The organism is Desulfoplanes formicivorans (assembly GCF_001748225.1).
GTDB classification, from domain to species: Bacteria; Desulfobacterota; Desulfovibrionia; order Desulfovibrionales; family Desulfomicrobiaceae; genus Desulfoplanes; species Desulfoplanes formicivorans.
On record NZ_BDFE01000009.1, the window covers coordinates 129975 to 151301 of the forward strand.

Genomic DNA, 21327 nt, shown 5'->3' on the forward strand with positions numbered 1-21327 from the left:
AGGGGAACAGGAAATGCCCCGCATATATCGGGATCCGGGCAGGTGTGCAAATAAATACCACAAAGAGCCTGCGCCCGGCAGGGAGCAGACGACCCGGGCACAGTTGCACCTTGTGCCCTGGATGGCTTGTTTACGGGTGGGTCGTGCTGGTCAGGCAGACCTTGATGAGACCCATGTGAAAGGAGTGGCAGGCACGCACAACCATATTGGCACGGTCGATGAGTCCTTCCAGTCCTCCGGCAGCAATGAAGGTTCGGTAATGGGCATGGTGTTCCCTGCCGGCCAGGCGTTCAATGGCTTCGGCAACCATGCGGGCGAATCGGCCTGTCAGGGAAGTGGGGCGGGAGTAATCAATGAGCAGAATGTGTCCGGAAGGGGTAATCAGCCGTTTGGCCTCAAGCATGATCTGTTCACGCAGGTCGGCCGGTTTTTCGTGCAAGGCCATGGAAATGATTGCCAGGTCGAACCGGTCTGCGGGAAGACCGGTCCGGGCAGCGTTGGCATGGAGAAAGGTCAGGTTGGGATGGTGTTTGCCCCGGGCCTGCTTGAGCATGTCCACGGAGAGATCAACCCCCGTGACCGTGAAGCCCCCGGTGGCCAGCTGTTTGGCCAGAACACCGGTTCCACAGCAGAGGTCAACGACGGTCTTGGCCTTGATGTGTTCGGTCAGGATTTGGGCCTTGTGGTATTCGGATGCAAGAAGGGGGGCAATCAGCCGGTCGTATACGGGGGCCACGACCTGATATTCCGCGCTTCGGTCAGGAGCAGGTTTCATGACAGGGTTGTCCTTCAGCGACGTCTTCCTGAAAAAACGTCGTGTGGATGGCGTTGACCGTGGTGGCCAGTTCGTTTTTGGGAACCAGAAAGTACAAGGCCGCTTTGGAAGGCCCAAAGGAGATCATTTCGATGCACACGTCGGCCTTGGCAACCGCGCTGAAACACCGGGCCGCAATGCCCTTGCACTGGAGCAACCCGTCGCCCACAATGGCGATCAGGGCGGCGTTGTCCACCTTTTCTATGCGCTGATAGGGTTTGGGATCAAGGGTTTTGAGGGCCATGTGACCGGCTTCGAGGTCCTGACTGGCCAAAAGCAGGCTGATGCAGGTCTGGGAGGTGACCACGGACTTGATGTTGATGCCTGCCTCGGCGATCCGGTTGGCCACCAGACCGAGGATGCCCTGTCTGGCACCAACACCCGAGGCGTGCACCTTGAGAATGCCGATGTCAGTGGTGTGGGCCACGCTTTTGACGGCCATGCGGCATCGGGAACTTTCCATGGTGATGACACTGCCCTGAATGTCCGGGTGCAGGGTGTTCTTGATGGCGATGGGGATTTTTTTCTTGCGTACGGGTTCAATGGTTCGCGGATGCAGAATGGCCGCTCCGAAATAGGCCAGTTCGGCCGCTTCTTCATAGGACAGGGTGGGAATGAGGGAGGCTCCCGGAACCATGCGGGGATCAGCGCTTAAAAATCCGTCCACATCTTTCCAGATTTCCAGGGACTGGGCGTCCAGGGCGGCCGCGACCACGGCGGCCGAGTAATCGCTTCCTCCGCGGCCAAAGGTGGTAATATCCCCTTCCGCGCTGACGCCGAAAAATCCGGGCACAAAGACCACGGTATCCGGTGCGATAACCGGCTTGAGGTGCTTTTTGAAATGGTCTGCGGTTTTGGACAAAAGGGCCGTGGCGTCCCCGAATTTGCCGTCGGTGATCAGGCCGATCTTGTGGGGCAGCCGGTACACGGCCTTGCACCCGCGGCATTCCAGGGCAAAGGCGAGCAGGGCCGCAGAAAACCGTTCCCCGAAACTGCTGATGATGTCCCGCATTCTGGGAGAGATCTCCCGGGTGAAGTTGAGGCCGTAGTACAGCCGTTCCAACCGGTTCAGGGCCTTGGCAAGATCCCGGGCAAATGCCTGCTGCTTGGTCTTGCAGGCGATGAGATGCCTGGCAACGAGCATGTGCTTGTTCTTGAGCCGGCTGATGATGGCGGGGATATTTTCTTCGTCCTTGAGGGCCAGATCCATGCCCTCGATCAGACTGTTGGTGATGCCGTTGAGGGCGGAAACCACAATGACCTGCCCCTTGCCGTGTACAGCAACAAGATCAAGGATTTGGGCGATGGTTTCCTTGCCATGGAGGCATCCGCCTCCGATTTTGATGACGCGCATAAGGAAGTTCGGGTTTGAGGGTGTATGTTGTCAGGAGCTCGTGTTCAGGGTGCTGGAGTCAATGTCCAACGTGCACTGCCCGCAATTTGTCATTCCTGGGAGCGTGTGCAGGAAAGCGGATTGGCCTTGTCCGTATCAGCCCTTGTTTCCGCCCACCGACGCCCGCAATTGTTCCACCTTGGCCCGGAGGTAGTCGGCAACAATGCCGCCGGCGTCCGGATCGGTGGAGTGCTCAAGGCCGTAGGCCTTGAGATCGTCTTCAATCTGTTGCTCCATGCGTTCGGATTCCAGGAACATGATGTAGATGAGAATCAAAGCGGCCGAGTTCTCTTCACTCCCGTCACATAAAAATTCCAGCTGGTTTCTGGGAACGGTTTCCAGCAACCGGTCCGTGAACATGGCGATCCATTTGGCGTACAGGTCAGGGAGCACGGTGGGAACCATGGTTGCCAGATGGTCGGAGGTGGTCTCGCTCAGATTGGGCATGGTCAGGGACAGATAATCCCGCAACGCCTCACGGCGGCGTTCCAGATCCTGGTCCAGGCGTTCCATCACGGTTCGGGAAATATGTTCCCGTATTGATATGTCGGAAAGAGTCATGGGTCGGTCCTTGTCATTCTTGAAAATATTCGAACATTTTCATGGTTAAGCAATGTGAGAAAGGGAAGAAAGCCGGCATGCGGGTGGACTGCCTTTGGCATTTTCTGCATCCCATACCTGTTTCTTCTTCCCCCATTCCATATCACTTTTTGATCACGCTTCGCGGTTTGCTCCCTTCCTGGGGGCCGATGATGCCGTCCTGCTCCATCTGTTCGATGAACCGGGCGGCCTTGTTGAATCCGATGCGCAGCCTGCGCTGAATCAGGGAGATGGAGGCCTTGCCGTGATCCATGACAAAGGCCACGGCCTCGCCGTACTTGGGATCATCGGCAATGTCATTGCCCGATCCACCGGGTCCGGCTGAAGCGCTTTGTTCCTGTTTCCAGCTGGCAAAATCCAGTTCAAATTCCTGCTTGCCCTTGGCGGCCCAGAAGTCGACAACAGCAGCGATTTCGTCGTCATCCACAAAGGCACCGTGGATGCGGGTCAGGTTGCCGCCGCTCTTCTTGAAAAGCATATCCCCGCGTCCGAGAAGGTATTCCGCGCCCACACCGTCCAAGATGGTGCGGGAGTCGTGTTTGGAGCTGACCTGAAAGGCGATACGGGAAGGAAAATTGGCCTTGATCAGACCGGTAACCACGTCCACGGACGGTCGCTGGGTAGCCAGGATGAGGTGAATGCCTGCTGCCCGGGCGAGCTGGGCCAGGCGGACGATGGACACCTCCACCTCCTTGCCGGCGGTGAGCATGAGATCGGCCAGTTCGTCCACAATGATGACCAGATACGGGTAGGGATTCAGGCCCTGGAGTTTTTCGGGCCGGACATTGCCCATGCCCTGCAGCTTCTGGTTGTAGCTGGCGATGTTGCGTACCCCCACCTTGGCCATGGCTTCATAGCGTTGTTCCATTTCATACACGGCCCATTCCAGGGCGCTTTTGGCCAGGGACATGTCCGTAACCACGGGATGGACCAGATGGGGCAGGGGCGCGTACACGGCCAGTTCGATGCGCTTGGGATCAACGAGCAGGAGTTTTACATCTTCGGGACCGGATTTATACAGAATGCTCAAAATGAGCGTGTTGAGGCAGACTGATTTGCCCGCACCCGTGGCGCCTGCCACGAGCAGATGGGGCATGGTGGCCAGATCGGCCTGTCTGGGTTGGCCCTGAATGTCCTTGCCCAGGGCCAGGGGAATCTTGGCCTTGGTTTTGGTAAAGGTCGGGGAAGAGAGAATCTCCTGCAGGTACACGGTCTGCCGTTCCCGGTTGGGGATTTCAATGCCCACCGTGTCCTTGCCGGGGAGGGGGGCGACAATGCGCACGGCCATGGCCTTGAGGGCCAGGGAAAGGTCATTGCCCAGCCCCGAGATTCTGCTGATCTTGACTCCTGGAGCCGGTTTGAACTCGAGCATGGTGATGACGGGGCCGGGCTGGATACGCTGTACCTCGCCCTGGATGGAAAAATCAGCCAGGCATTCCTTGAGCCGCCGGGCAAGATCTTCCAACTGGCTCTTGGGGATCCTGGGCTGGGAATCGGGCACCGGATTCAGAAGTTCCAGTCCGGGCAAGGCGCTGTTGGCTGTCTTGGCAGGAGAGCGTGATGGCCGCGTTGGAGTCGGTTTTGGGGCAGGCGTTGGTTCCTGGTCTTCAACGGGCGCAGTCTCCTGGGTCCGGGACGGCTTGTTCGGGGATGTTCTCCCTTTGCGGCCGCGCTGGTCGGCTGGTCGGGTTGTGGCTGCTCTGCGGGTCTGCAAGGTGTACCACACGTCCAGGCATTTGACCCGCAACCGGTGGCCCATGGAGGTCCAGGAAAGACCAAAAACAATCTGTACACTGATGACGCTGCAAAAGACCAGAACCAGGATGGTTCCGTAATGTTTCAGATAGGTGTTGCACAGGGAAAACAGGGTGTTTCCCAGAAAACCGCCCCCCTGCATGCCCAGAAAACGGAGATGTTCCTGGGCCCAGGGAAAGGATAGCCACGCCAGACAGAGGATAAAGGTCAGCGTTGCTCCGAGCATGCGCCACCATGAAGGACGCAGTTTGGGGAAGAGCAGGGATGCTCCCCATCCCAGAAAGACAAAGGGCCAAACAAGGGCACCCAGTCCGAAAAAATCGACCAGAATACCTGCCGTGTAGGCCCCGACCAGACCGGCCTGATTGGCTATGGGCATGGTGTGGCCTGCCTGATGGTTGAACCCCGGATCACTGGGCGAAAAGGTGAACAGGCTCAATCCGAGGAACATGGCGGCAAAAAGCAGGGCCAGGGACGAAAATTCGCGTTGGAGACGGGTGTGTGGTTCGGTCATGTTGTCAACGTGTCACAGTCAGGAAAGAGCAGTGATTGAAACGGATGTGTGCCAGGGACAAAAAGCGCGCAAAGGCCCTGGAATGATTTCCTAGGCCTTTGCGGAATCGTCTGGTGGAACGAGGGGGAACGTGCAGGTTCTGATCAGTTTTCCCGTCCCTGGTAGTCCCCTGTGCGGGTGTCCACCTTGATCTTGTCGCCTTCGTTGATGAACAGGGGGACATTGACCGTGATGCCGGTTTCCAGGGTGGCCGGTTTGGTTGCTCCGCTGACCGTGTCTCCCTTGAGGCCCGGGTCGGTGCTGGTTACTTCAAGCACCACGGACAGGGGAATGTCCAGGTCAATGGGGCGTCCCTGGTAATTCATGACTTTGATGGTCTGGCCATCCTTGATATATCCCCCCTTGCCGGCCATGACGTCCTCTTCCACGGAGATCTGCTCATAGGTCGTCAGATCCATGAATACGTAATTTTTGCCGTCATTGTACAGATACTGCATCTCCTTGGTTTCCACGTCGGGCTCGTTGAACTTGGTGCCTGCCCGGAAGTTTTTTTCCACAACAGCACCGGTTAGCAGGTTGCGCCACTTGGTGCGCATGAAAGCGCCCCCTTTGCCGGGTTTGAAGTGCTGGAAATCAAGGATTTCGCAGGGATCACCGTCGATTTCGATTTTTTTGCCTTTTTTGAAGTCGGTTGTTGAAATCATGTAGTACTCCTCAAATGATAAAAAACAGGAAAAGGGGATACAGGAGGCCTAGTTTCTCACAAAAAGACAGAAAGAAACCCGGCAGAAGGTTTTTCAGGCCTGCCTGCTGTCTGCAGAACATTGGGCACGCTGGTGAATATGATAAAAAAGTGCCTGAACTCCGTATACATAGCCCATTATGCCCAAACCCGCAATGACACCGATACACGACGGAGCCATGAGACTTGTGTGGCGAAGGGGATTGGAGCGAGCATGCACATTGCTGATGTGGACCTCGATACAGGGGATCTTGATCCAGGCCAGGCAGTCGGCCAGGGCCAGGCTCGTGTGGGTGTAGGCACCGGCGTTCAGGACAATGCCGGCCGTCTTGTCCTGCCATGCCTGTTCCAGTCGGTCGATGAGGGCACCCTGGCTGTTGGACTGGAAAAAGCTCAAGCTGATCTGGTCGGCCCTGTTTCCCATGACCGTGGCGAGCATGGCCGGAAGATCGTCCAAGGTCCGGGAACCATAGATTTCGGGTTGGCGTTGGCCGATAAAGCCCAGGTTGGGACCATTCATGATCAGGATGGGAAGTGGATGCGCCATGGTGTTATCACCTGTGCAAAGATTGGGTGTGCATGGTTCGGTACGGGTGGCACCCCGTCAATCATGCCGGGGCATCTCTTGGACACACATGCGTAGTTCGTGCCGGGTCATCGAAACAGGCGGCTTATGAAGGCCGTCACCCCCTTTTTCCGGGCCTGTTTGCGTTCTTCCAGGATGGCGATGCGGCTTCTGACCCGCTTGGCATAGGTTGCCTTGTCCAGGGTCGTGCCTACGGCATCAAGCTTGGGGATCACCGTGGGATCGGGATGTTCGAGCTTTCTGAGGATCTCCAGCGACGGACCGTAGTACTCGGTGATCAGGGAAAAGATGGCCTTATCACGAATCCAGCTGTCAGGAATGTTCTCGGGAGGCATGTCCAGCAGGTCGGCCAGAACACCCCTTGGGTGGGCAAAGCGTGCGGTCATGGTGCATCCTTGATGCTAGACGAGCAGGTCCACCAGCCAGTTGGCAAAGGCCAGCAATCCCAGAAGAAAGGGAAAGAATGTCAGGTAAAAGAACAATCGACTCAAACCTTCGAGAAGTTTCATGATATCACCTTTTGATCACGGTCTGGTGCGCGAAGGATCGGGATTGGCGCCACGCCTGATTCGTTTGGGGTGAACCAGACTTCTAATTGCCATCATCCCAGGCGGTCGACAATGGCCTTGGCCGGGATGAGCCCGGTGGCACTGGCCGAAACAATATTGCCCGCAACCCCGGGGCCGTCCCCGGCTACGAACAAGCCCCTGATGTCAGTTTCCAGCTCGTTGCTGGTTTGCACCTGGGTGGCAAAGAACTTGATTTCCGGAGCATAGAGCAGGGTTTCGTTGTTGGCGATGCCGGGCACTGCCAGGTTGAGCCGTTCCAGTCCTTCCACGATATTGGTCAGAATCCTCTCGGGCAGGGCCATGGCCAGGTCACCGCACACCACGTTGGTCAGGGTCGGCTCCACATAGCTCTTGCGGATGCGGGACCAGGTTGACCGGCGTCCCCGTTTGAGATCTCCAAATCGCTGGAGCAAGGGCTTGCCGCCGCCAATAAGGGTGGCCAGTTTGCCAATGGATTCTCCATAGGCCTGGTTGTCAGTGACGGGATCGTTCAGCACTACCTTGGACAGAAACGCGAAGTTGGTGTTGTCGGATTTCTTGTCCATGTAGGCGTGGCCGTTCACGCAGACAAAATTCTGATAATTTTCCAGGGCCACGTAACCGCCCTGATTGGTGCAGAATGTGCGGGTCTGATCGTCGTATTTCTGGGTCTGGATGAAAAAGGTCGGGTCATAGATGATGTCGCAGAGGTCCTGCATGATTTCCTTGTGCACCTCCACGCGCACCCCGACCTCAATGCCCCGCTGAAACAGGGGGAGTTTGTATTTGGTGGCCAGAGTACCCATCCATTCGGCGCCCACACGGCCGGGAGCCAGAATGACGCTCTTGGCCGAATAGGTGGTCCGGTTGGTGACCACGCCACGGATTTCCCCGTTTTTGACCACGATATCCTTGGCCGTCTCCGAGGTGTGGATGACGATGTTTTCACGCATGGCCTCGACCATCCTGGTCATGTGCTGGGGGAGACGGTCACTGCCCAGATGTTTCTGCTTGATGAGCAGCAGGTCAACACCATGTTTGCGGGAACGTCTTCTGATGGCCTCGGCCGCTTCCATATCCGTGGGATAGACCTGGCCGTCCATGCCATAGGCGTTGAAAATCTGTTCGGTTTCCTCGATGAGGGCCTTGGCCTGGGAGACGGGCATGAACTGGGTCAGATCGGTCTTGCCCAGCTTGTGGATAAAATTGAGCTTGCCATCGGAAAACAGTCCGGCACCGCCGATGCCCGAAAGGATGTTGCAGGGTCTGCACTTGATGCACTCCCCGTGTTCGTCACCACTGATGGGGCACTGACGTTTCAGGGATGGTTTGCCCTTTTCAATGAGCAAAACGCTCAGGTTGGAATGGGCGGAAAGATAATAGGCGGAAAAGAGGCCGGCCGGGCCGCCGCCAACAATGATGACGTCAAAGACTGTCTGCTTGGGTACGGAAGGGGTCATGATCTCGTCGGAGGAAACAATGTGTTGGATTGGTCGAGCAAACCGGCATTGCCGGGTGCCGCAAAAACGCGGGGAAGCAACACAAGCACCATCACTGCCCGGCGTTGGTCATGACAAAGGATATGCCCACGCCAGCAGCATTGCATCCATAAACAGGAGCCTTGTGCTTTTGCAAATGATTTTTTCCGCGATCCCGGCAGGGCGGGACCGAACAAGGGCTCATTCGGTGTTGTATTTTTCCAGAACCTCATTGAGAGGGATGGCGTGTTCGGTGATGGTCCCCTGCTCAATGACATATCGGAACATTTTCCATTCGATGAGGTCGATGAAGTCCGCCTGGCCATTGGCTTGCTCACCCAGAATGGCCTGTATCTGTTCCAGATAGGGTTCATGGTCCATATACATGCCCTCGTATTCGAAATCCAGGGCGTTTTCCTGCTCAAAGAGTTCGAAGTCCCTCAAGAGCTCCCGGATGGGGGGCAGTTTGTCCTGGGGAATGTTTCGGAGTTGTCCGTAAAACCGGATGGCCATGTTGGTCATGGTGAAGGCCTTGTTGCGGGGTTGGGCATGGTTTGTGACGGGGCAAGGGCATGACACGCCATTCCCTTGAGCCTGAGCAGAGCGACGAGATAAGGATATTTGGAATCCTGGTCAAGAAGGATGATTGTCTGCTCTTCGGTCTGCAAGCGTTGTACGGAACAAGTAAGGGAGACCAGGCTGCGGCCAGCGGTCCAGTGGAAGGTCATGTCCATGGATGTGAGGTCGGGTTGGGCAGCAGGTGCAAGGCCCTTGACCGGATAGGTCCTGCCATGCCGGTCATGGTACCGGGACAGGAGCTCCTGACGGGTGATGGTGGGCACGTACATGTCTTCTGGACGGATGAACGGCTGGTTGATCAGTTGGATCGCGTGGTGGTCCAGAAGACGTCCCTGAACAAGGCGAATATGGCCGTGATGCAGCAGGGAGGCCAGCAGGGACGGGAAAGGGTGTTCCCGGTCTTGGAGAAGGGTGAAGCCATAGGTGATGGGGGACGAGGTCCAGCGTGACTGGATCATGATGTCGGCGTGTACGGAAACATGCTGTCCGCCAATATGTTTTCGAAGGGGAGCAGGCTCGGTGGCGAGGTGTTCCGGAAATCGGCGGGCCAGGGCCTGGACCACAAGGTACGGATTCCAGGTGTCGGGAACCCTGCACACGGAGATCTTTGACCCGTGGACCAGGTCCGGAGCGGGAGATGTTGACGACTCGTCCATGAAAACAACCAGTTCGCCCCAGGGGGTGGTGACCAGGGGCGTGCGGGTTGTGTTGATTCGCAACCATCCGCGGCTTGCATGCGGTACAAAGGTTTCATGGCCCCGGGCAAAGGCAAATCCCATGGCCGTGAGCATTGTCTTGACCCAGGCCTGTCCCTCCCGGGGGGACAACTGGTCATAGAGGGATGGCTTGGCGGGCATTGTCCTGGCAGGACTGGCGTCCCTGGTTGCATGGGAGGATGGCAGGCGTTCGGCCTGGGGCAGGGATGGAATGATGATGCGCTGGCCGGGATGGATCATGTTGAGGTCAGTGATATGCCGGTTGCTGGCCAGAAAGGTTCCCAGATAGGTTCTGATGATTGCCTGGGTAGTCAGGCCTGTTTTCTGGCGCAAAACGCTCAGTACCGTGTCTCCCTGCCTGAAGGTATAGGTTGTGGAGGCGGGGGTTGGCAGGGGCCGTTGAGCTGATGGAGCCGCAGAACTTGGCTGGTCGTTGTTTGCAAGGGAAGCTGTTTGCCCTGGGGGCAGGGGCAGGCGGATGGTCTGGCCGGGAAGCAGGGGGGCCGACAGGTCCAGGCTCGGGTTGAGGTGCTGGGTGGTTCTGATGGCTCGGGGGATCTCCTGCTCCGCAAATCCGAGTTTGCGGAAAATGGCGTACAGATAGTCCCCCTTCTTGATGGTGTAGACAACATGACTCCGGTTGACGGAGCGCTTGGCAAAAACGAGTCGAGGGGGGGTAGCCCAGGCGGAAGAGGTAAAAACCATCAGAAGTATCCCGACAAACAGGGATGCGGTAAAAGGCAGACTGCGACGTAGACATGTTCTTAAAGAGAAAAAGGTATCGCCAAGAAGATAGATTATCATGCGCACGGGGCTCCTGGGTCTTGATCGCTCATAAGAGTCAGCACAAGAATGACTGGAAAAGGTCTACGTTGCAACCACTGCTTTCTTCACGCCAAGAATTTTTCAAAACGAAGGAAAATGCAATGTCAGGGAAGTTGGATGGTTGACCCAAACCGGGCAAGTTCGTATTCGTTGTTGCCGTGACAATTCTGAAGTTGCAAGCAGACATCTGTGCAGGACATATCCATGACAGGTTGTTTGGGATTGTCGGGTTTTATGGAAAAATCAGACGGTTGGCTGCTGCCCCGTTTGGGTAAATCTGGCGGTCAGGGCATCTTTTGTACTTGCAGCATAAATACACACGATAAGGAGAGAGTATGTTTGTAGGCTTGAAAATGCTCAAGGATACACCCACCATCGGTCCCGAAACCCTTGTTGTCGAGGCCGATCGGATTATGGAAGAGAACCGGTTGTGGATGCTCATGGTCCTGACAAACGGGAAATTGACCGGATATGTGACGCGCGAGGATGTCCGCGCTGCCTTGCCCTCACCGGCCACAACCCTGAGTCGTCATGAGCTCAACTATCTTCTGGACGAACTGACGGTCAAGGATGTGGTCAAGGGCAATCCCCCGTGTGTGAGTCCGGAAATGGAGATTGAGAGGGCTGCCCAGATCATGCATGAGCAGAATCTTGCCGGACTGGCTGTTGTTGATGCCAATCAACGTTTCCTGGGCTACATCAGCCGTAGTGTCATGCTCGATGTACTGGTCGAGGAGATGGGGCTCAACCAGTCGGGGTCACGCATTTGCATCGAGGTGGAGGACAAGAGCGGGGTCATGGCCAGCGTGACCCGGTTGCTCGCTGATATGGGGGTCAACATTATTGCCACGGCAACATTTTATCATGCCACGGCAAGAATGCTCGTGTTCAGAATCGGTGTTGAAGAGCCTGAAAAGGTTGTGAGTGCGTTGAAGCAGGAAGGATACAGGGTGCTCGGACCCAAGGATGTGGCCAGAGAGTGGGGATGTTGTTGATTCCTGCCAACTCCTGTAGGTGCACATAAAACAAAAGGACCGGTTTTCCGGTCCTTTTGTTTGCAATAAAATGTATTTCAAGCTATTAGCCCGAACACGACCCGCCGCATCCCGAACAACCCGAGGAATCCATCTTCATGCTCGAAGATACGGAAAAACCGTAATGCTGATCGAATTCAACCTTGACAGGTGCGGCCGTAGCCATGAGCGCCTTGTCGACCACAAATGTAAAATCGCCAAATGTGTACGTATTATCGTTTTCTTTTTGCTCGTCCAGAGCAAGTGCCAGGCGCGGCCCGCCTCAGCCAGCCGCCATGTACACCCGAATGGGCATGATGTCCTGATTTTCAAATTGTCGCTCAAGCTGCTCCTGGGCGGCCTTTGTCAATTCAAACATAGTTTTCCTCCTGTTCAGAAAAGTTGGTTGCTAGGTAAATACCGGTTGGGAGTTTGTCAAATGGGTCCGCAACCTTTTTACCTGCCACCCGGCATGAAAAATGCCTGCAATCAGCTCTGAACGGCCTGTTTGAGTGTTATTTGGTGAAAAGTACAAATAAGCATCCGTGAGAGGTTGTCAATCTTTTTCATTCCTGGCGTCGAACCCGGATATGACCTGATCGTCCAGGGGCGTCGCCGAAAACCAGGTATTTTTCCATGCAAATTGAAAGGCTGTCGGTGCTTGTTATTGATGACGAATCCCTCATTCTGGATACCCTTGGGGAGTATCTTTCCGAGCGGGGGTTCGAGGTGTTCCTGGCGGAAGGCGGACGAAAGGGTCTTGAGATGTTCTTTCGCAAAAATCCCACATTGGTTCTCGTGGATTTGAGGATGCCTGAGGTTGATGGCCTCGAAGTCATCAAGACCATTACCCGGAAGTCACCCACCACACCGGTGATTGTAGTCTCCGGAACGGGGGTCATCCAGGACGCCATTGATGCCTTGCGCCTGGGAGCCTGGGATTTTGTCACCAAGCCCTTGAGCAATTTTGCCGTGCTGGATCATGCCTTGAACAAGGCCTTGGAACGGCGAAGATTGATCCGTGAAAACCAGCAGTATCAGGAACATCTTGAAGAGCAGGTGCGGATCCGCACATCGGATCTCGAGCGGGAGATCAGCAAACGCAAACTGATTGAAAGGCGATTGCGGGAAAGCGAACAAAAGTTTCGTGAGCTCAGTATCAAGGATGGGCTCACGGGCCTTTACAATTCCCGTCATTTTTTCAACCAGATAGATGTCGAATTGGAGCGGTGCCATCGGTATGGGCATACGCTTTCTCTCATTTTCATGGATATCGATGATTTCAAGCAATACAACGATACCTTTGGTCATCCCATGGGGGACCACGTGCTGAAAAATCTGGCCCAAGTTATCTTGAAGGTGGTCAGGAAAAACGACACTGCCTTTCGGTATGGCGGGGAAGAGTTTGTCATCCTGCTTCCTGAAACGGAAAACCCGGAAGCCGTGCAGGTGGCTGAGCGCATACGTCGCAGTTTTGCGCGGATGGTCCAGTGCCGGGACAGCATGTCGCGACCTGTTCACAAGACCATAAGTGCAGGTGTGGCCGAGCATCGGCCCGGAGAAACAGCAACCCGGCTGATTGAGCGGGCTGATCGTTACCTGTATGCAGCAAAGGCCCTGGGCAAGAACACCATTGTTCGCGACGATATCTTCCGACAGCTCGCTGAATCCGTAGATGAAAAATAGACCTTGGCGCAGGTATCTCGTTGGCGGGGCCGTCCGGGATCTTCTGTTGGACAGACCTGTTGGCGACAGGGATTATGTTGTTATTGGCGGGACCAGGGAACAGCTGTTGCGTCGCTATCCCCACGCCAAGCCCGTGGGGAAAAAGATTGCTGTTTATTATGTGCACGGCGACGAATACACGCTTTCCACGGCCAAGACCATTGAAGAGGATCTGGAGACAAGGGACCTGACCATCAATGCCCTGGCCATGGACGAGGATGGCAGGATCATTGCCCATCCCAGTGCGTTGGAGCATCTGCGGGCAAAGCTCCTCTATCCTGTTGCGGACGACAACTTTTTTGTCGATCCGGCCAGGGTGTACCGGGCAGCCCGGTTTGCCGCCTGTCTTCCGGATTTTTCCGTGCATCCCCATCTGCTTGCGGTCATGCGCCGGGTGGCTGCCAAGGGGGCGTGTCGCCATCTGCCTGCTGAAAGGGTGGGCAAGGAATTGATGAAAAGTCTGGCTGGATCTGAGCCAGCCAGGTTCGTGACCATCTGTCGTCAAGGAGGCGCGCTGAAGGGGTGGTTCGAGGAGCTGGAACAGGCGGCACAGGTTCCGGCAGGACCGGTTCCCTATCATGACGAAACCCTGCTGGAGCATCTGTGTCAGGTCATGGACCGTCTGGCCGGCGATTCTGTCCGGGTCTGGATGGGATTATGTCACGATCTGGGCAAGATCATGACCCCGCAGGATGTGCGGCCGGCCCACCATGGCCATGACAGGGCCGGGGTGGACATCGTCCGGAAGCTGGGAAAACGGTTGCGTCTGCCCAGCGGATTGGTGCGGGCAGGCATGGCTGCATCCAGATGGCATATGACTCTGGCCCGGTACGATATCTTGCGCCCTGGTACGCGGGTGGATCTGCTGACCAGCGTGGGATCAAGGGAACTGCTAGGTAACTTATGTGCCCTGGTGGTTGCTGATGGCGGAATCGACATGACGGATCGGGTTCTTCATGATTTCAGGATCATCCATAATATTCATCTTCCCGCAACCTGGCAGGGACGGGGACCGCGTTCCGGTGAACAGTTACGGATATTGAGGGCCCAAGCCCTTGTCCAACATTCTTGACAGCGGTCCAGTGTATTTGCTGGCCAAAAAAAGTCCTTTTTCCCTTACATATATAAGGTAGGGCGGTTGGCTGTGCTTGTACGGGTAATGGTCGTCATAGTCAGACAAATGTTTCGGATTCTTCGTGCAGTTTCTAGGGTCTGTTGGGTTTGTTTCGAAAAGTCATTGACGCGATCCTTTGTTGCGATTAAGTCTTCCACAATTTGTATGACGATAAGGCTCCTTGAATGTTCGAAACATCACGCACTCGGGAGATGGTTGTATGAATGAATGCGTTTACCTCAAGGTCTATCAGAATGGACTGCGGGCGGCTTACCGGCAACAACGATTTCCATGGTGGCTTCAGCTTTCAGGTGAGGTCGCTGGGGAGAATGTTCGGTGCGCAAAGACGATTCAACAAGGCAGGTGGGAGATGCGTATGATGGTACGACTGTTGATTGTTGGTATGATCTGGTTTTGGGGTGGACTGTTGGCCGCTGCCCCGGCCAGCGCGGGCGAGTATGTGGGGTCAAAGTCCTGCAGTGCTTGCCATGAAGAAGAGTATGCGACCTTTATGAAATATTCCAAAAAGGCACATTCATGGGATAAAGTCGAGAAAATGTTGCCCAAGCTTGAGCCCGAAGAACAGCAAAGCTGTTTTGGATGCCATACAACCGGATACAAGAAGGGGGGCTTTGTTTCCTATGATAAGACGCCGCAATTCGCTGATGTGGGCTGCGAGACCTGTCACGGTCCGGGCAAAGAACATGTGGCCGGTGATGGCGATCCGGAACTGATTACCCGTACTCCGACCATCACTACCTGTTCCCATTGTCACAATGCGCAACGGGTCAAGGACTTCAACTACAAACCGCTGCTCCATAGCGGTGCGCATTAGGAGGATTTATGAACATATTCAGAAAATCCCTCAATGCCAAGATAGGTCTTCTTGTTTCTGCTCTTTCCTTTCTCGGTTTTGCAGGTGTTGTTGGCCTGGCCATCTATTGGCAGTATACAGGTATGGTGGGACAGCTGGGAGAAGGGGTGAGCCGTTCGGCTGAATTGCTCATGCACGCCATTGAGCGTCCCATGATCATCGGCAATGATGAGGGCACCCGCGAGGAGATCAAGGCTGTTGCCCGACAATTTCCCGACACCAAGCTGTTTCTCACGGATTACAGGGGCAACGTGACCTACAGCACGGATCCCCAGGCAGTGCGCAAGGATTTCAAACAATACTACAACGAGTCACAGGTGGCGGATTTTGCTCTCAAGGCCATTGAGGACCAGATGGCTGAGCATGCTCTGATCCAAGCGGAAGACAAAGATCTGTTTGTCCGATCTTTGTCGATCATGAATGCGCCTTCATGCTATCATTGTCACGGTTCGTCCAAACGTATTCTGGGGTCCATGGTCTTTGTCCAGGATGTTACCGGTCAGTTGGAGACCATCAATTCCCATATCGTCAAGATCATTATTGTCTGCATCATCGGTCTGCTCGTATTGATCGGCCTGGTAACCAGATTCATTCATGTTGGCGTGATCAACCGTATCGCCGCTATTCTGGGGGCCTCTCACAAGGTTTCACAAGGAGATTTTTCAGCTAGGTTTGATGATGGCTCACCCGATGAACTGGGTGTCCTTTCGGACAATCTGGGAAAAATGGTCAATGTTCTCAAGGAACAACTCGGGTTTTCCAGGGGTATCCTGCACGGCATGACCGTGCCTTGCTATGTGGTCGATGAAAAGGAGCGTATCACTTTTGTTAACAAGGCCATTTTGGAACTTCTTGGCCTGGAGGGGACACCCGAGGAGTATGTTGGCAGTTCCATTGCCGAATTCCTGTACAATGACCCCAACCATCCCACTGTGGTGGGGAAGGTCATGCGGGACAAGGTGGTCATCGAGAAACAGCACATGGACGTGAAACATCGCCAGGGCCATGAGATATATGGGCTCATTGATGCCGCTCCCCTGTACGATCTGGACAACACGCTCATTGGGGCCTTTGCCATCATCACGGATCTTTCGGAAATCAGGGCCCAGCAAAAGACCATTGAAACCCAGAACGCCATTATTGCTGAAGCGGCCAATGATGCCCATTCCATTTCGGGAAGCGTTGCCACGGCTGCCGAACAATTGGCTGATCAGGTTGCCCAGGCCAGCCGGGGTGCTGACGAACAACGTGCACGGATCACGGAGATGGCAACGGCGGTGGAACAAATGAACGCCACGGTCATGGAGGTTGCCCAGAACGCCTCCGAAGCCGCGACCAATGCTGAGCAGACCAAGAAACAGGCCCAGACGGGCATGGAAGATGTCAATAAGGCCATTGCTGCCATCGGCAGGGTTCAGGAACGGGTTAAGCAGATGAAAGTCCATATGGACGCGCTGGGTACTCAGTCCGACGAAATCGGCACCATTATCAACGTGATCAATGACATTGCCGATCAGACCAATCTGTTGGCCTTGAATGCCGCCATTGAAGCGGCCCGGGCAGGAGAGGCAGGCCGAGGCTTTGCCGTGGTGGCCGACGAGGTTCGTAAACTGGCCGAAAAGACCATGTCCGCCACCAAGGAAGTGGCCTCGGTGGTCCATGGTATCCAAAGCGGGACCAAAACCAGCTTGGGCGAAATGGACCTGGCCCATGAGGAAGTGACAACAACGGCAGAGCTTGGCAAGCGGGCCGGATCCTCCCTGAAACATATCGTAGGTTTGGTAGACGCCTCGGCCGATCAGGTCCGAGCCATAGCCACGGCCTCGGAAGAGCAGTCTGTTTCGTCGGAACAGATTGCCCGTTCGGCCGAAGAGGTGAACGTCATTGCCTCGGAAACGGCCCAGACCATGAGCGAGTCGGCCAATGCCGTGAGCAGTTTGTCCCAATTGGCCACGGATTTGAGCAGGATCATCGAGAGAATGCGCCAGTAGCCCCGGATGAGGGCTACCGTGTCGTGTATCCTGTTTGTCCAGGTCGTTGGCCCGGCTGCAAACACTCCCACATCCCCGGAATCGGAAGATTCCGGGGATGTTTTTTGATGCCCTTGCCGCTTGAAGGTGACGCGCTGGTGGAGTAGGAAAGCAAACCCATGTCATTATTCCGGATGACGGCTCTTTTCAACGACAAGGAGAATACGACCATGCTTACACGTGACCACGCCCTGGAACTGTTGCAGGCGCATGTCCCTCAAAAAAGTCTCATCAACCACTGCCTTGAATCCGAAGCCGTGCTCAAGGCCCTGGCCCGGGAAAAGGGACAGGACGAGGCCGTGTGGGGCATGGCCGGCCTGCTTCATGATCTGGATTATTCCATGGTTGCCGACACGCCCGAGCAACACGGGATGGTGGGGGCGGACATGCTCGAAGGCCAGCTTCCGGATGAAGCCCTGCACGCCATCCGGGCCCACAACGACATGACCGGGGTCGAGCCGGAAACAGACCTGGATTTTGCCCTCAGATGCGGAGAGACCGTGACCGGGCTGATCCATACCGCGGCCCTGGTCAGACCGACGCGTATGCAGGGCATGAAGGCCAAGAGTCTGAAAAAGAAGATGAAGGACAAAGCCTTTGCCGCTTCGGTGAACCGCGACGTCATTCGTGAGTGCGACAAAATCGGCCTGGAACTGGGGGCCTTTCTGACCCTGGCCATCGGTGCGGTCGCGGAAATCGCCCCTCAGGTGGGGCTGGTGGTCGAGGAATAAATCCATGCAAACCGGATGCAGGACCTTTCTGGGCAATCGTCTGGAGGATCTGGTGGATCAGCTGGCCCATGCCCTTGCTCGTCCTCTGGATGATCCCTTTGAGCCTGAATGCGTCATGGTCCAGAGCCAGGGCATGGCCAGGTATCTTTCCCTGGAACTGGCCCGTCGCCTGAAGATCTGTGCCAACATGCGCTTCAGCTTTCCCGTGGTCTTTTTTTATGACCTGTTCAGGCTTCTGCTTCCGGATACACCCGAGGACTATCCCTTTGCCAAGGAGAACATGGTCTGGGAGCTCATGGATATCCTGCCCGGATTCGTCAAGGGGCCCGAGGGAAGAGCGCTGGCCGGTTACCTGCGGGACGGACGGGGAATAAAGATCTATCAGCTGGCCGAAAAGATAGCCTACCATTTTGACCAGTATCTCATTTTCCGCCCGGACATGGTTGTGGCCTGGGAACAGGGAAAGACCATGTTTCCGGGTAATGAACACGAAGGCTGGCAGTCCTGCCTGTGGCAACAACTGGTGGCCCGGCTCGGCGCCACCAACCATCGGGCCTCCCTGACCCGGCGGTTTCTTGACCGTCTGGCGGCAACAAGGACCCTGCCCCAAGGGTTTCCCCGGAGACTGGCCGTGTTCGGCATATCGAGTCTCCCCCCCATGTATCTGGATATCTTGAGCGGGCTGGGAAGGCATATCCCTGTTTCCCTGTATCTTCTGAGCCCCTGTCAGGAATACTGGGCAGATGTTGTTTCCCTGAAGGAAAAGGCCCGCCTGGCGGTCAAACAGGGAGAAAATGTGGATCTCAGTCATCTGGAAACAGGCAATGATCTGCTTGCCTCCCTGGGACGACTGGGCCGTGATTTTCAGGATCTGCTTCTGACGCACGGGCTGCTTGAGCAGGATATGCAGGTGTTTGTCGAGCCCGGCAACGATACCCTGTTGCACGAGATACAGGGGGACATTTTGGGCATGACCAACCCGCCCCAGACGGGGCGGGGCGAGTTCGTGCCTGACGATTCCGTGCGCATTGCTTCCTGTCACAGTCCCATGCGGGAGATAGAGGTTCTGCACGACCATCTTCTGGACCGTTTGGAAAAGCGTCCTGAACTGGTGCCCGAGGACATCGTGGTCATGTGCCCGGACATTGGAACCTATGCCCCCTATGTCCAGGCGGTGTTCGGTGCCCACAAGGGCAAATCGACATTCATTCCCTTTCACATAGCCGACCAGTCCAGGGAGCAGGAGCACCCTGCGGTCAAGGGATTTTTTCAGGTCCTTGATCTGGTCACGTCCCGGTTCGAGGCCTCGGCTGTCCTTTCACTGCTTGATTCCGTGTTTTTCCGGGAAAAGGCCGGTCTTGCTCCGGACGAAGTGGACATTGTGCGGGACTGGGTACGGGGCGTGGGCATCAACTGGGGGATTGATGCGGACTTCAAGCAGCAACTCGGTCTGCCCGGATATGGCGAACATACATGGGTGAACGGCCTCGAGAGGATGTTGCTCGGGGTCATGATGCCCCGGAAGATGTGGTCATCGGCAACCCAAGAGCGTGATCAGCATGCGGACGGAAACCGGGGAGGGGCTATTGTTCCCTTTGACCTGATCGAGGGGGGGCAGGCCGGGATTCTCGGACGGTTTGTGGAGTTTGTACGCATCCTGTTTGCTCATGTCACCAACCTGGAGCATCCCCGGTCGGCGCGGGGGTGGCGCACGGATCTTGTGGATCTTATCCGTGATCTCATGCAGGCGGGCGAGACGCTGGCCGAGGGCCTTCTGGATTTGGTCACCGGAATCGAGGATGTCTTTGCCCGGGCCGAGGCCAGCGGGTTTGACGGGGAGCTGGATTTTCCAACGGTGCGCTGTCTGCTCCGGGACGCGTTCGGGGATGTTGCTTCGGGGGGTCGTTTTCTGTCCGGCGGAGTGAGCTTCTGCACCCTGCAGCCCATGCGCAGCATTCCCTTTAAAATCGTCTGTCTGGTGGGACTTTCCGACGGGGCCTTTCCCCGTCAGGACCGGTCTGTGGGTTTTGATCTCATTCGTACGGCCATGCGCAAGGGGGATCGTTCCCTGCGCATGGATGACAGGTATCTTTTCCTGGAGGCCCTGATATCTGCTCGTGACGAGATCTATTTTTCCTATCTGGGTCAGGATGCCCGGGACAATACGCCCCTGCCTCCCAGTGTTCTTTTAAGTGAGGTCATGGATTACCTGGACAGGTATTATCCCCTTGACCAGGGCACGCTCTCGCAACGGTTGACCGTCATCCACCGGCTGCAGGGATTTCATCCCTCCTATTTTGATCCGGATTCACCCTGTACAAGCTATGTTCGGGACAATCTTGAGGGAGCGGTCAAACTGCTTCAGCCGCGAACCTCCTCTCCCTTTATCCAGGGTCCTCTTGCCTTAAAAGAAGAGCCGGTCCGGGAACTCCCTTTGGATGTCTTTCTCGAGTTCTGGAACAATCCGGCCAGATTTCTGGTGCAGCGTCGTCTGGGCATCATTCTGCATGCCGGGCAGGATGGTCTGCAGGATGTGGAACCTCTGGAGCGTTTGGATTTTCTGGTCGGCTATCTGCTGGGAGAGGACCTCATGCACGCCGACCCAAAGGGATGGGAAGAAGCCTTTGCCCGGGCTCGGGGAGCCAATAAACTGCCTCCGGGTACGTTGGGGCGGCGACAGTTCGATGTCCTGCAGGAAGAGGTGGGGGCGATGCGCATGCGTGTGGAGGCCATAACCAGCGGGGATGGCGGTCTGGAACCCCTGACAGGAACCATTGCTTGTCATCACCATGATATTGCAGCCCTGCTGGGAGATGTCTTTCCCCGGGGACAGGTGTTGCAACGGTTTGCCAAGGCCAAGGGCAGGGATTTTCTAAGGGCCTGGATTCACCATCTGGTCCTGCAGGTTCTTGCTCCGTCCAAAGGGGTGCGCACCACGTGGATGGTTGCCAAAGACGGGACGTGGCGTTTTGATCCGGTGGATGATGCCCTGTCACGTCTCGAGGAACTTGTGGATCTGTTTGATCAGGGCCACAACACCTGCCTGCCTTTTTTCCCGGAGTCCTCCCATGTGTTTGCTGTGGAAAGCAAAAAGGATCTTTCCAGGGGCCGCGCAAAGGCCCGGACAGCATGGCTGGGGTCGGGTTATGGCGGTAACAAGGGAGAAAGGGAAAACCCCTATTTCTCCCTGTGTTTCAGGGATGTGGACGCCCTTGACCAGCGCTTTGAAGAACTGGCCGAACAGGTGTTCGGACCTCTTGTGCAGGCGATGACCAGGCAAGGATGACAGG

Annotated in this window: 18 protein-coding genes; 7 read left to right on the forward strand and 11 right to left on the reverse strand. The window is 55.9% G+C overall.

Annotated elements, in window-relative coordinates; translation table 11 throughout:
* Nucleotides 1-130: 130 nt before the first annotated feature.
* The 10 genes from DPF_RS04455 to DPF_RS04500 all read right to left on the reverse strand — a co-directional run bounded on the left by DPF_RS04455 (nt 131) and on the right by DPF_RS04500 (nt 10529).
* Entirely contained in the window at nt 131-775 is a 645-nt protein-coding gene (locus DPF_RS04455) for a class I SAM-dependent methyltransferase (protein ID WP_069857664.1), read from the reverse strand.
* A complete protein-coding gene (locus DPF_RS04460; protein ID WP_069857665.1) occupies nt 759-2168 on the reverse strand; it encodes an aspartate kinase in 1410 nt (469 codons plus the stop codon). Before DPF_RS04460 ends, DPF_RS04455 begins: the two co-directional genes overlap by 17 nt.
* Before the next feature lie 135 nt (nt 2169-2303).
* Nucleotides 2304-2768: a hypothetical protein gene (locus DPF_RS04465; protein ID WP_069857666.1), complete on the reverse strand. Its 465-nt coding sequence runs from the start codon at nt 2766-2768 to the stop codon at nt 2304-2306.
* 142 nt (nt 2769-2910) lie between these two features.
* A complete protein-coding gene (locus DPF_RS04470; RefSeq protein WP_069857667.1) occupies nt 2911-5076 on the reverse strand; it encodes a DNA translocase FtsK in 2166 nt (721 codons plus the stop codon).
* Nucleotides 5077-5219: 143 nt separating this feature from the next.
* Complete coding sequence (gene efp, locus DPF_RS04475; RefSeq protein WP_069857668.1) at nt 5220-5780, reverse strand: elongation factor P; 561 nt, start codon at nt 5778-5780, stop codon at nt 5220-5222.
* Nucleotides 5781-5873: 93 nt separating this feature from the next.
* Nucleotides 5874-6365: a type II 3-dehydroquinate dehydratase gene (locus tag DPF_RS04480; protein ID WP_069857669.1), complete on the reverse strand. Its 492-nt coding sequence runs from the start codon at nt 6363-6365 to the stop codon at nt 5874-5876.
* 107 nt (nt 6366-6472) lie between these two features.
* Entirely contained in the window at nt 6473-6790 is a 318-nt protein-coding gene (locus DPF_RS04485) for a hypothetical protein (RefSeq protein WP_069857670.1), read from the reverse strand.
* 215 nt (nt 6791-7005) lie between these two features.
* Entirely contained in the window at nt 7006-8412 is a 1407-nt protein-coding gene (locus DPF_RS04490; RefSeq protein ID WP_069857671.1) for an NAD(P)/FAD-dependent oxidoreductase, read from the reverse strand.
* A gap of 219 nt (nt 8413-8631) precedes the next feature.
* Entirely contained in the window at nt 8632-8952 is a 321-nt protein-coding gene (locus DPF_RS04495; RefSeq protein ID WP_069857672.1) for a hypothetical protein, read from the reverse strand.
* A complete protein-coding gene (locus DPF_RS04500; RefSeq protein ID WP_069857673.1) occupies nt 8949-10529 on the reverse strand; it encodes a LysM peptidoglycan-binding domain-containing protein in 1581 nt (526 codons plus the stop codon). The genes DPF_RS04495 and DPF_RS04500 overlap by 4 nt, the downstream gene beginning before the upstream one ends.
* 356 nt (nt 10530-10885) lie before the next feature.
* On the opposite strand from DPF_RS04500, the gene DPF_RS04505 reads away from it, so the two are divergent.
* Nucleotides 10886-11545: a CBS domain-containing protein gene (locus DPF_RS04505; protein WP_069857674.1), complete on the forward strand. Its 660-nt coding sequence runs from the start codon at nt 10886-10888 to the stop codon at nt 11543-11545.
* A gap of 85 nt (nt 11546-11630) precedes the next feature.
* On the opposite strand, the gene DPF_RS14435 is transcribed toward DPF_RS04505, so the two are convergent.
* Complete coding sequence (locus DPF_RS14435; protein WP_083254465.1) at nt 11631-11942, reverse strand: IscA/HesB family protein; 312 nt, start codon at nt 11940-11942, stop codon at nt 11631-11633.
* Between the two features lie 257 nt (nt 11943-12199).
* Here DPF_RS14435 and DPF_RS04515 point away from each other — a divergent pair, with 257 nt between their 5' ends.
* The 6 genes from DPF_RS04515 (at nt 12200) to recC (ending at nt 21323) form a co-directional block, all read left to right on the forward strand.
* Complete coding sequence (locus DPF_RS04515; protein ID WP_069857675.1) at nt 12200-13249, forward strand: GGDEF domain-containing response regulator; 1050 nt, start codon at nt 12200-12202, stop codon at nt 13247-13249.
* A complete protein-coding gene (locus DPF_RS04520; RefSeq protein ID WP_069857676.1) occupies nt 13239-14360 on the forward strand; it encodes an HD domain-containing protein in 1122 nt (373 codons plus the stop codon). The genes DPF_RS04515 and DPF_RS04520 overlap by 11 nt, the downstream gene beginning before the upstream one ends.
* Before the next feature lie 262 nt (nt 14361-14622).
* Entirely contained in the window at nt 14623-15237 is a 615-nt protein-coding gene (locus DPF_RS04525) for a multiheme c-type cytochrome (RefSeq protein WP_369689585.1), read from the forward strand.
* A gap of 8 nt (nt 15238-15245) precedes the next feature.
* Nucleotides 15246-17267: a methyl-accepting chemotaxis protein gene (locus tag DPF_RS04530; protein WP_069857677.1), complete on the forward strand. Its 2022-nt coding sequence runs from the start codon at nt 15246-15248 to the stop codon at nt 17265-17267.
* Nucleotides 17268-17476: 209 nt separating this feature from the next.
* Complete coding sequence (locus DPF_RS04535) at nt 17477-18037, forward strand: HD domain-containing protein (protein ID WP_069857678.1); 561 nt, start codon at nt 17477-17479, stop codon at nt 18035-18037.
* A gap of 4 nt (nt 18038-18041) precedes the next feature.
* A complete protein-coding gene (gene recC / locus DPF_RS04540) occupies nt 18042-21323 on the forward strand; it encodes an exodeoxyribonuclease V subunit gamma (RefSeq protein ID WP_069857679.1) in 3282 nt (1093 codons plus the stop codon).
* Nucleotides 21324-21327: the final 4 nt, after the last annotated feature.

Bases quoted from the DNA above. Each gene is read 5' to 3' on its own strand.
- DPF_RS04455 (WP_069857664.1), bottom strand. From the start codon at position 775: ATGAAACCTGCTCCTGACCGAAGCGCGGAATATCAGGTCGTGGCCCCC.
- DPF_RS04460 (WP_069857665.1), bottom strand. From the start codon at position 2,168: ATGCGCGTCATCAAAATCGGAGGCGGATGCCTCCATGGCAAGGAAACC.
- DPF_RS04465 (WP_069857666.1), bottom strand. From the start codon at position 2,768: ATGACTCTTTCCGACATATCAATACGGGAACATATTTCCCGAACCGTG.
- DPF_RS04470 (WP_069857667.1), bottom strand. From the start codon at position 5,076: ATGACCGAACCACACACCCGTCTCCAACGCGAATTTTCGTCCCTGGCC.
- efp (WP_069857668.1), bottom strand. From the start codon at position 5,780: ATGATTTCAACAACCGACTTCAAAAAAGGCAAAAAAATCGAAATCGAC.
- DPF_RS04480 (WP_069857669.1), bottom strand. From the start codon at position 6,365: ATGGCGCATCCACTTCCCATCCTGATCATGAATGGTCCCAACCTGGGC.
- DPF_RS04485 (WP_069857670.1), bottom strand. From the start codon at position 6,790: ATGACCGCACGCTTTGCCCACCCAAGGGGTGTTCTGGCCGACCTGCTG.
- DPF_RS04490 (WP_069857671.1), bottom strand. From the start codon at position 8,412: ATGACCCCTTCCGTACCCAAGCAGACAGTCTTTGACGTCATCATTGTT.
- DPF_RS04495 (WP_069857672.1), bottom strand. From the start codon at position 8,952: ATGACCAACATGGCCATCCGGTTTTACGGACAACTCCGAAACATTCCC.
- DPF_RS04500 (WP_069857673.1), bottom strand. From the start codon at position 10,529: ATGATAATCTATCTTCTTGGCGATACCTTTTTCTCTTTAAGAACATGT.
- DPF_RS04505 (WP_069857674.1), top strand. From the start codon at position 10,886: ATGTTTGTAGGCTTGAAAATGCTCAAGGATACACCCACCATCGGTCCC.
- DPF_RS04515 (WP_069857675.1), top strand. From the start codon at position 12,200: ATGCAAATTGAAAGGCTGTCGGTGCTTGTTATTGATGACGAATCCCTC.
- DPF_RS04520 (WP_069857676.1), top strand. From the start codon at position 13,239: ATGAAAAATAGACCTTGGCGCAGGTATCTCGTTGGCGGGGCCGTCCGG.
- DPF_RS04525 (WP_369689585.1), top strand. From the start codon at position 14,623: ATGAATGAATGCGTTTACCTCAAGGTCTATCAGAATGGACTGCGGGCG.
- DPF_RS04530 (WP_069857677.1), top strand. From the start codon at position 15,246: ATGAACATATTCAGAAAATCCCTCAATGCCAAGATAGGTCTTCTTGTT.
- DPF_RS04535 (WP_069857678.1), top strand. From the start codon at position 17,477: ATGCTTACACGTGACCACGCCCTGGAACTGTTGCAGGCGCATGTCCCT.
- recC (WP_069857679.1), top strand. From the start codon at position 18,042: ATGCAAACCGGATGCAGGACCTTTCTGGGCAATCGTCTGGAGGATCTG.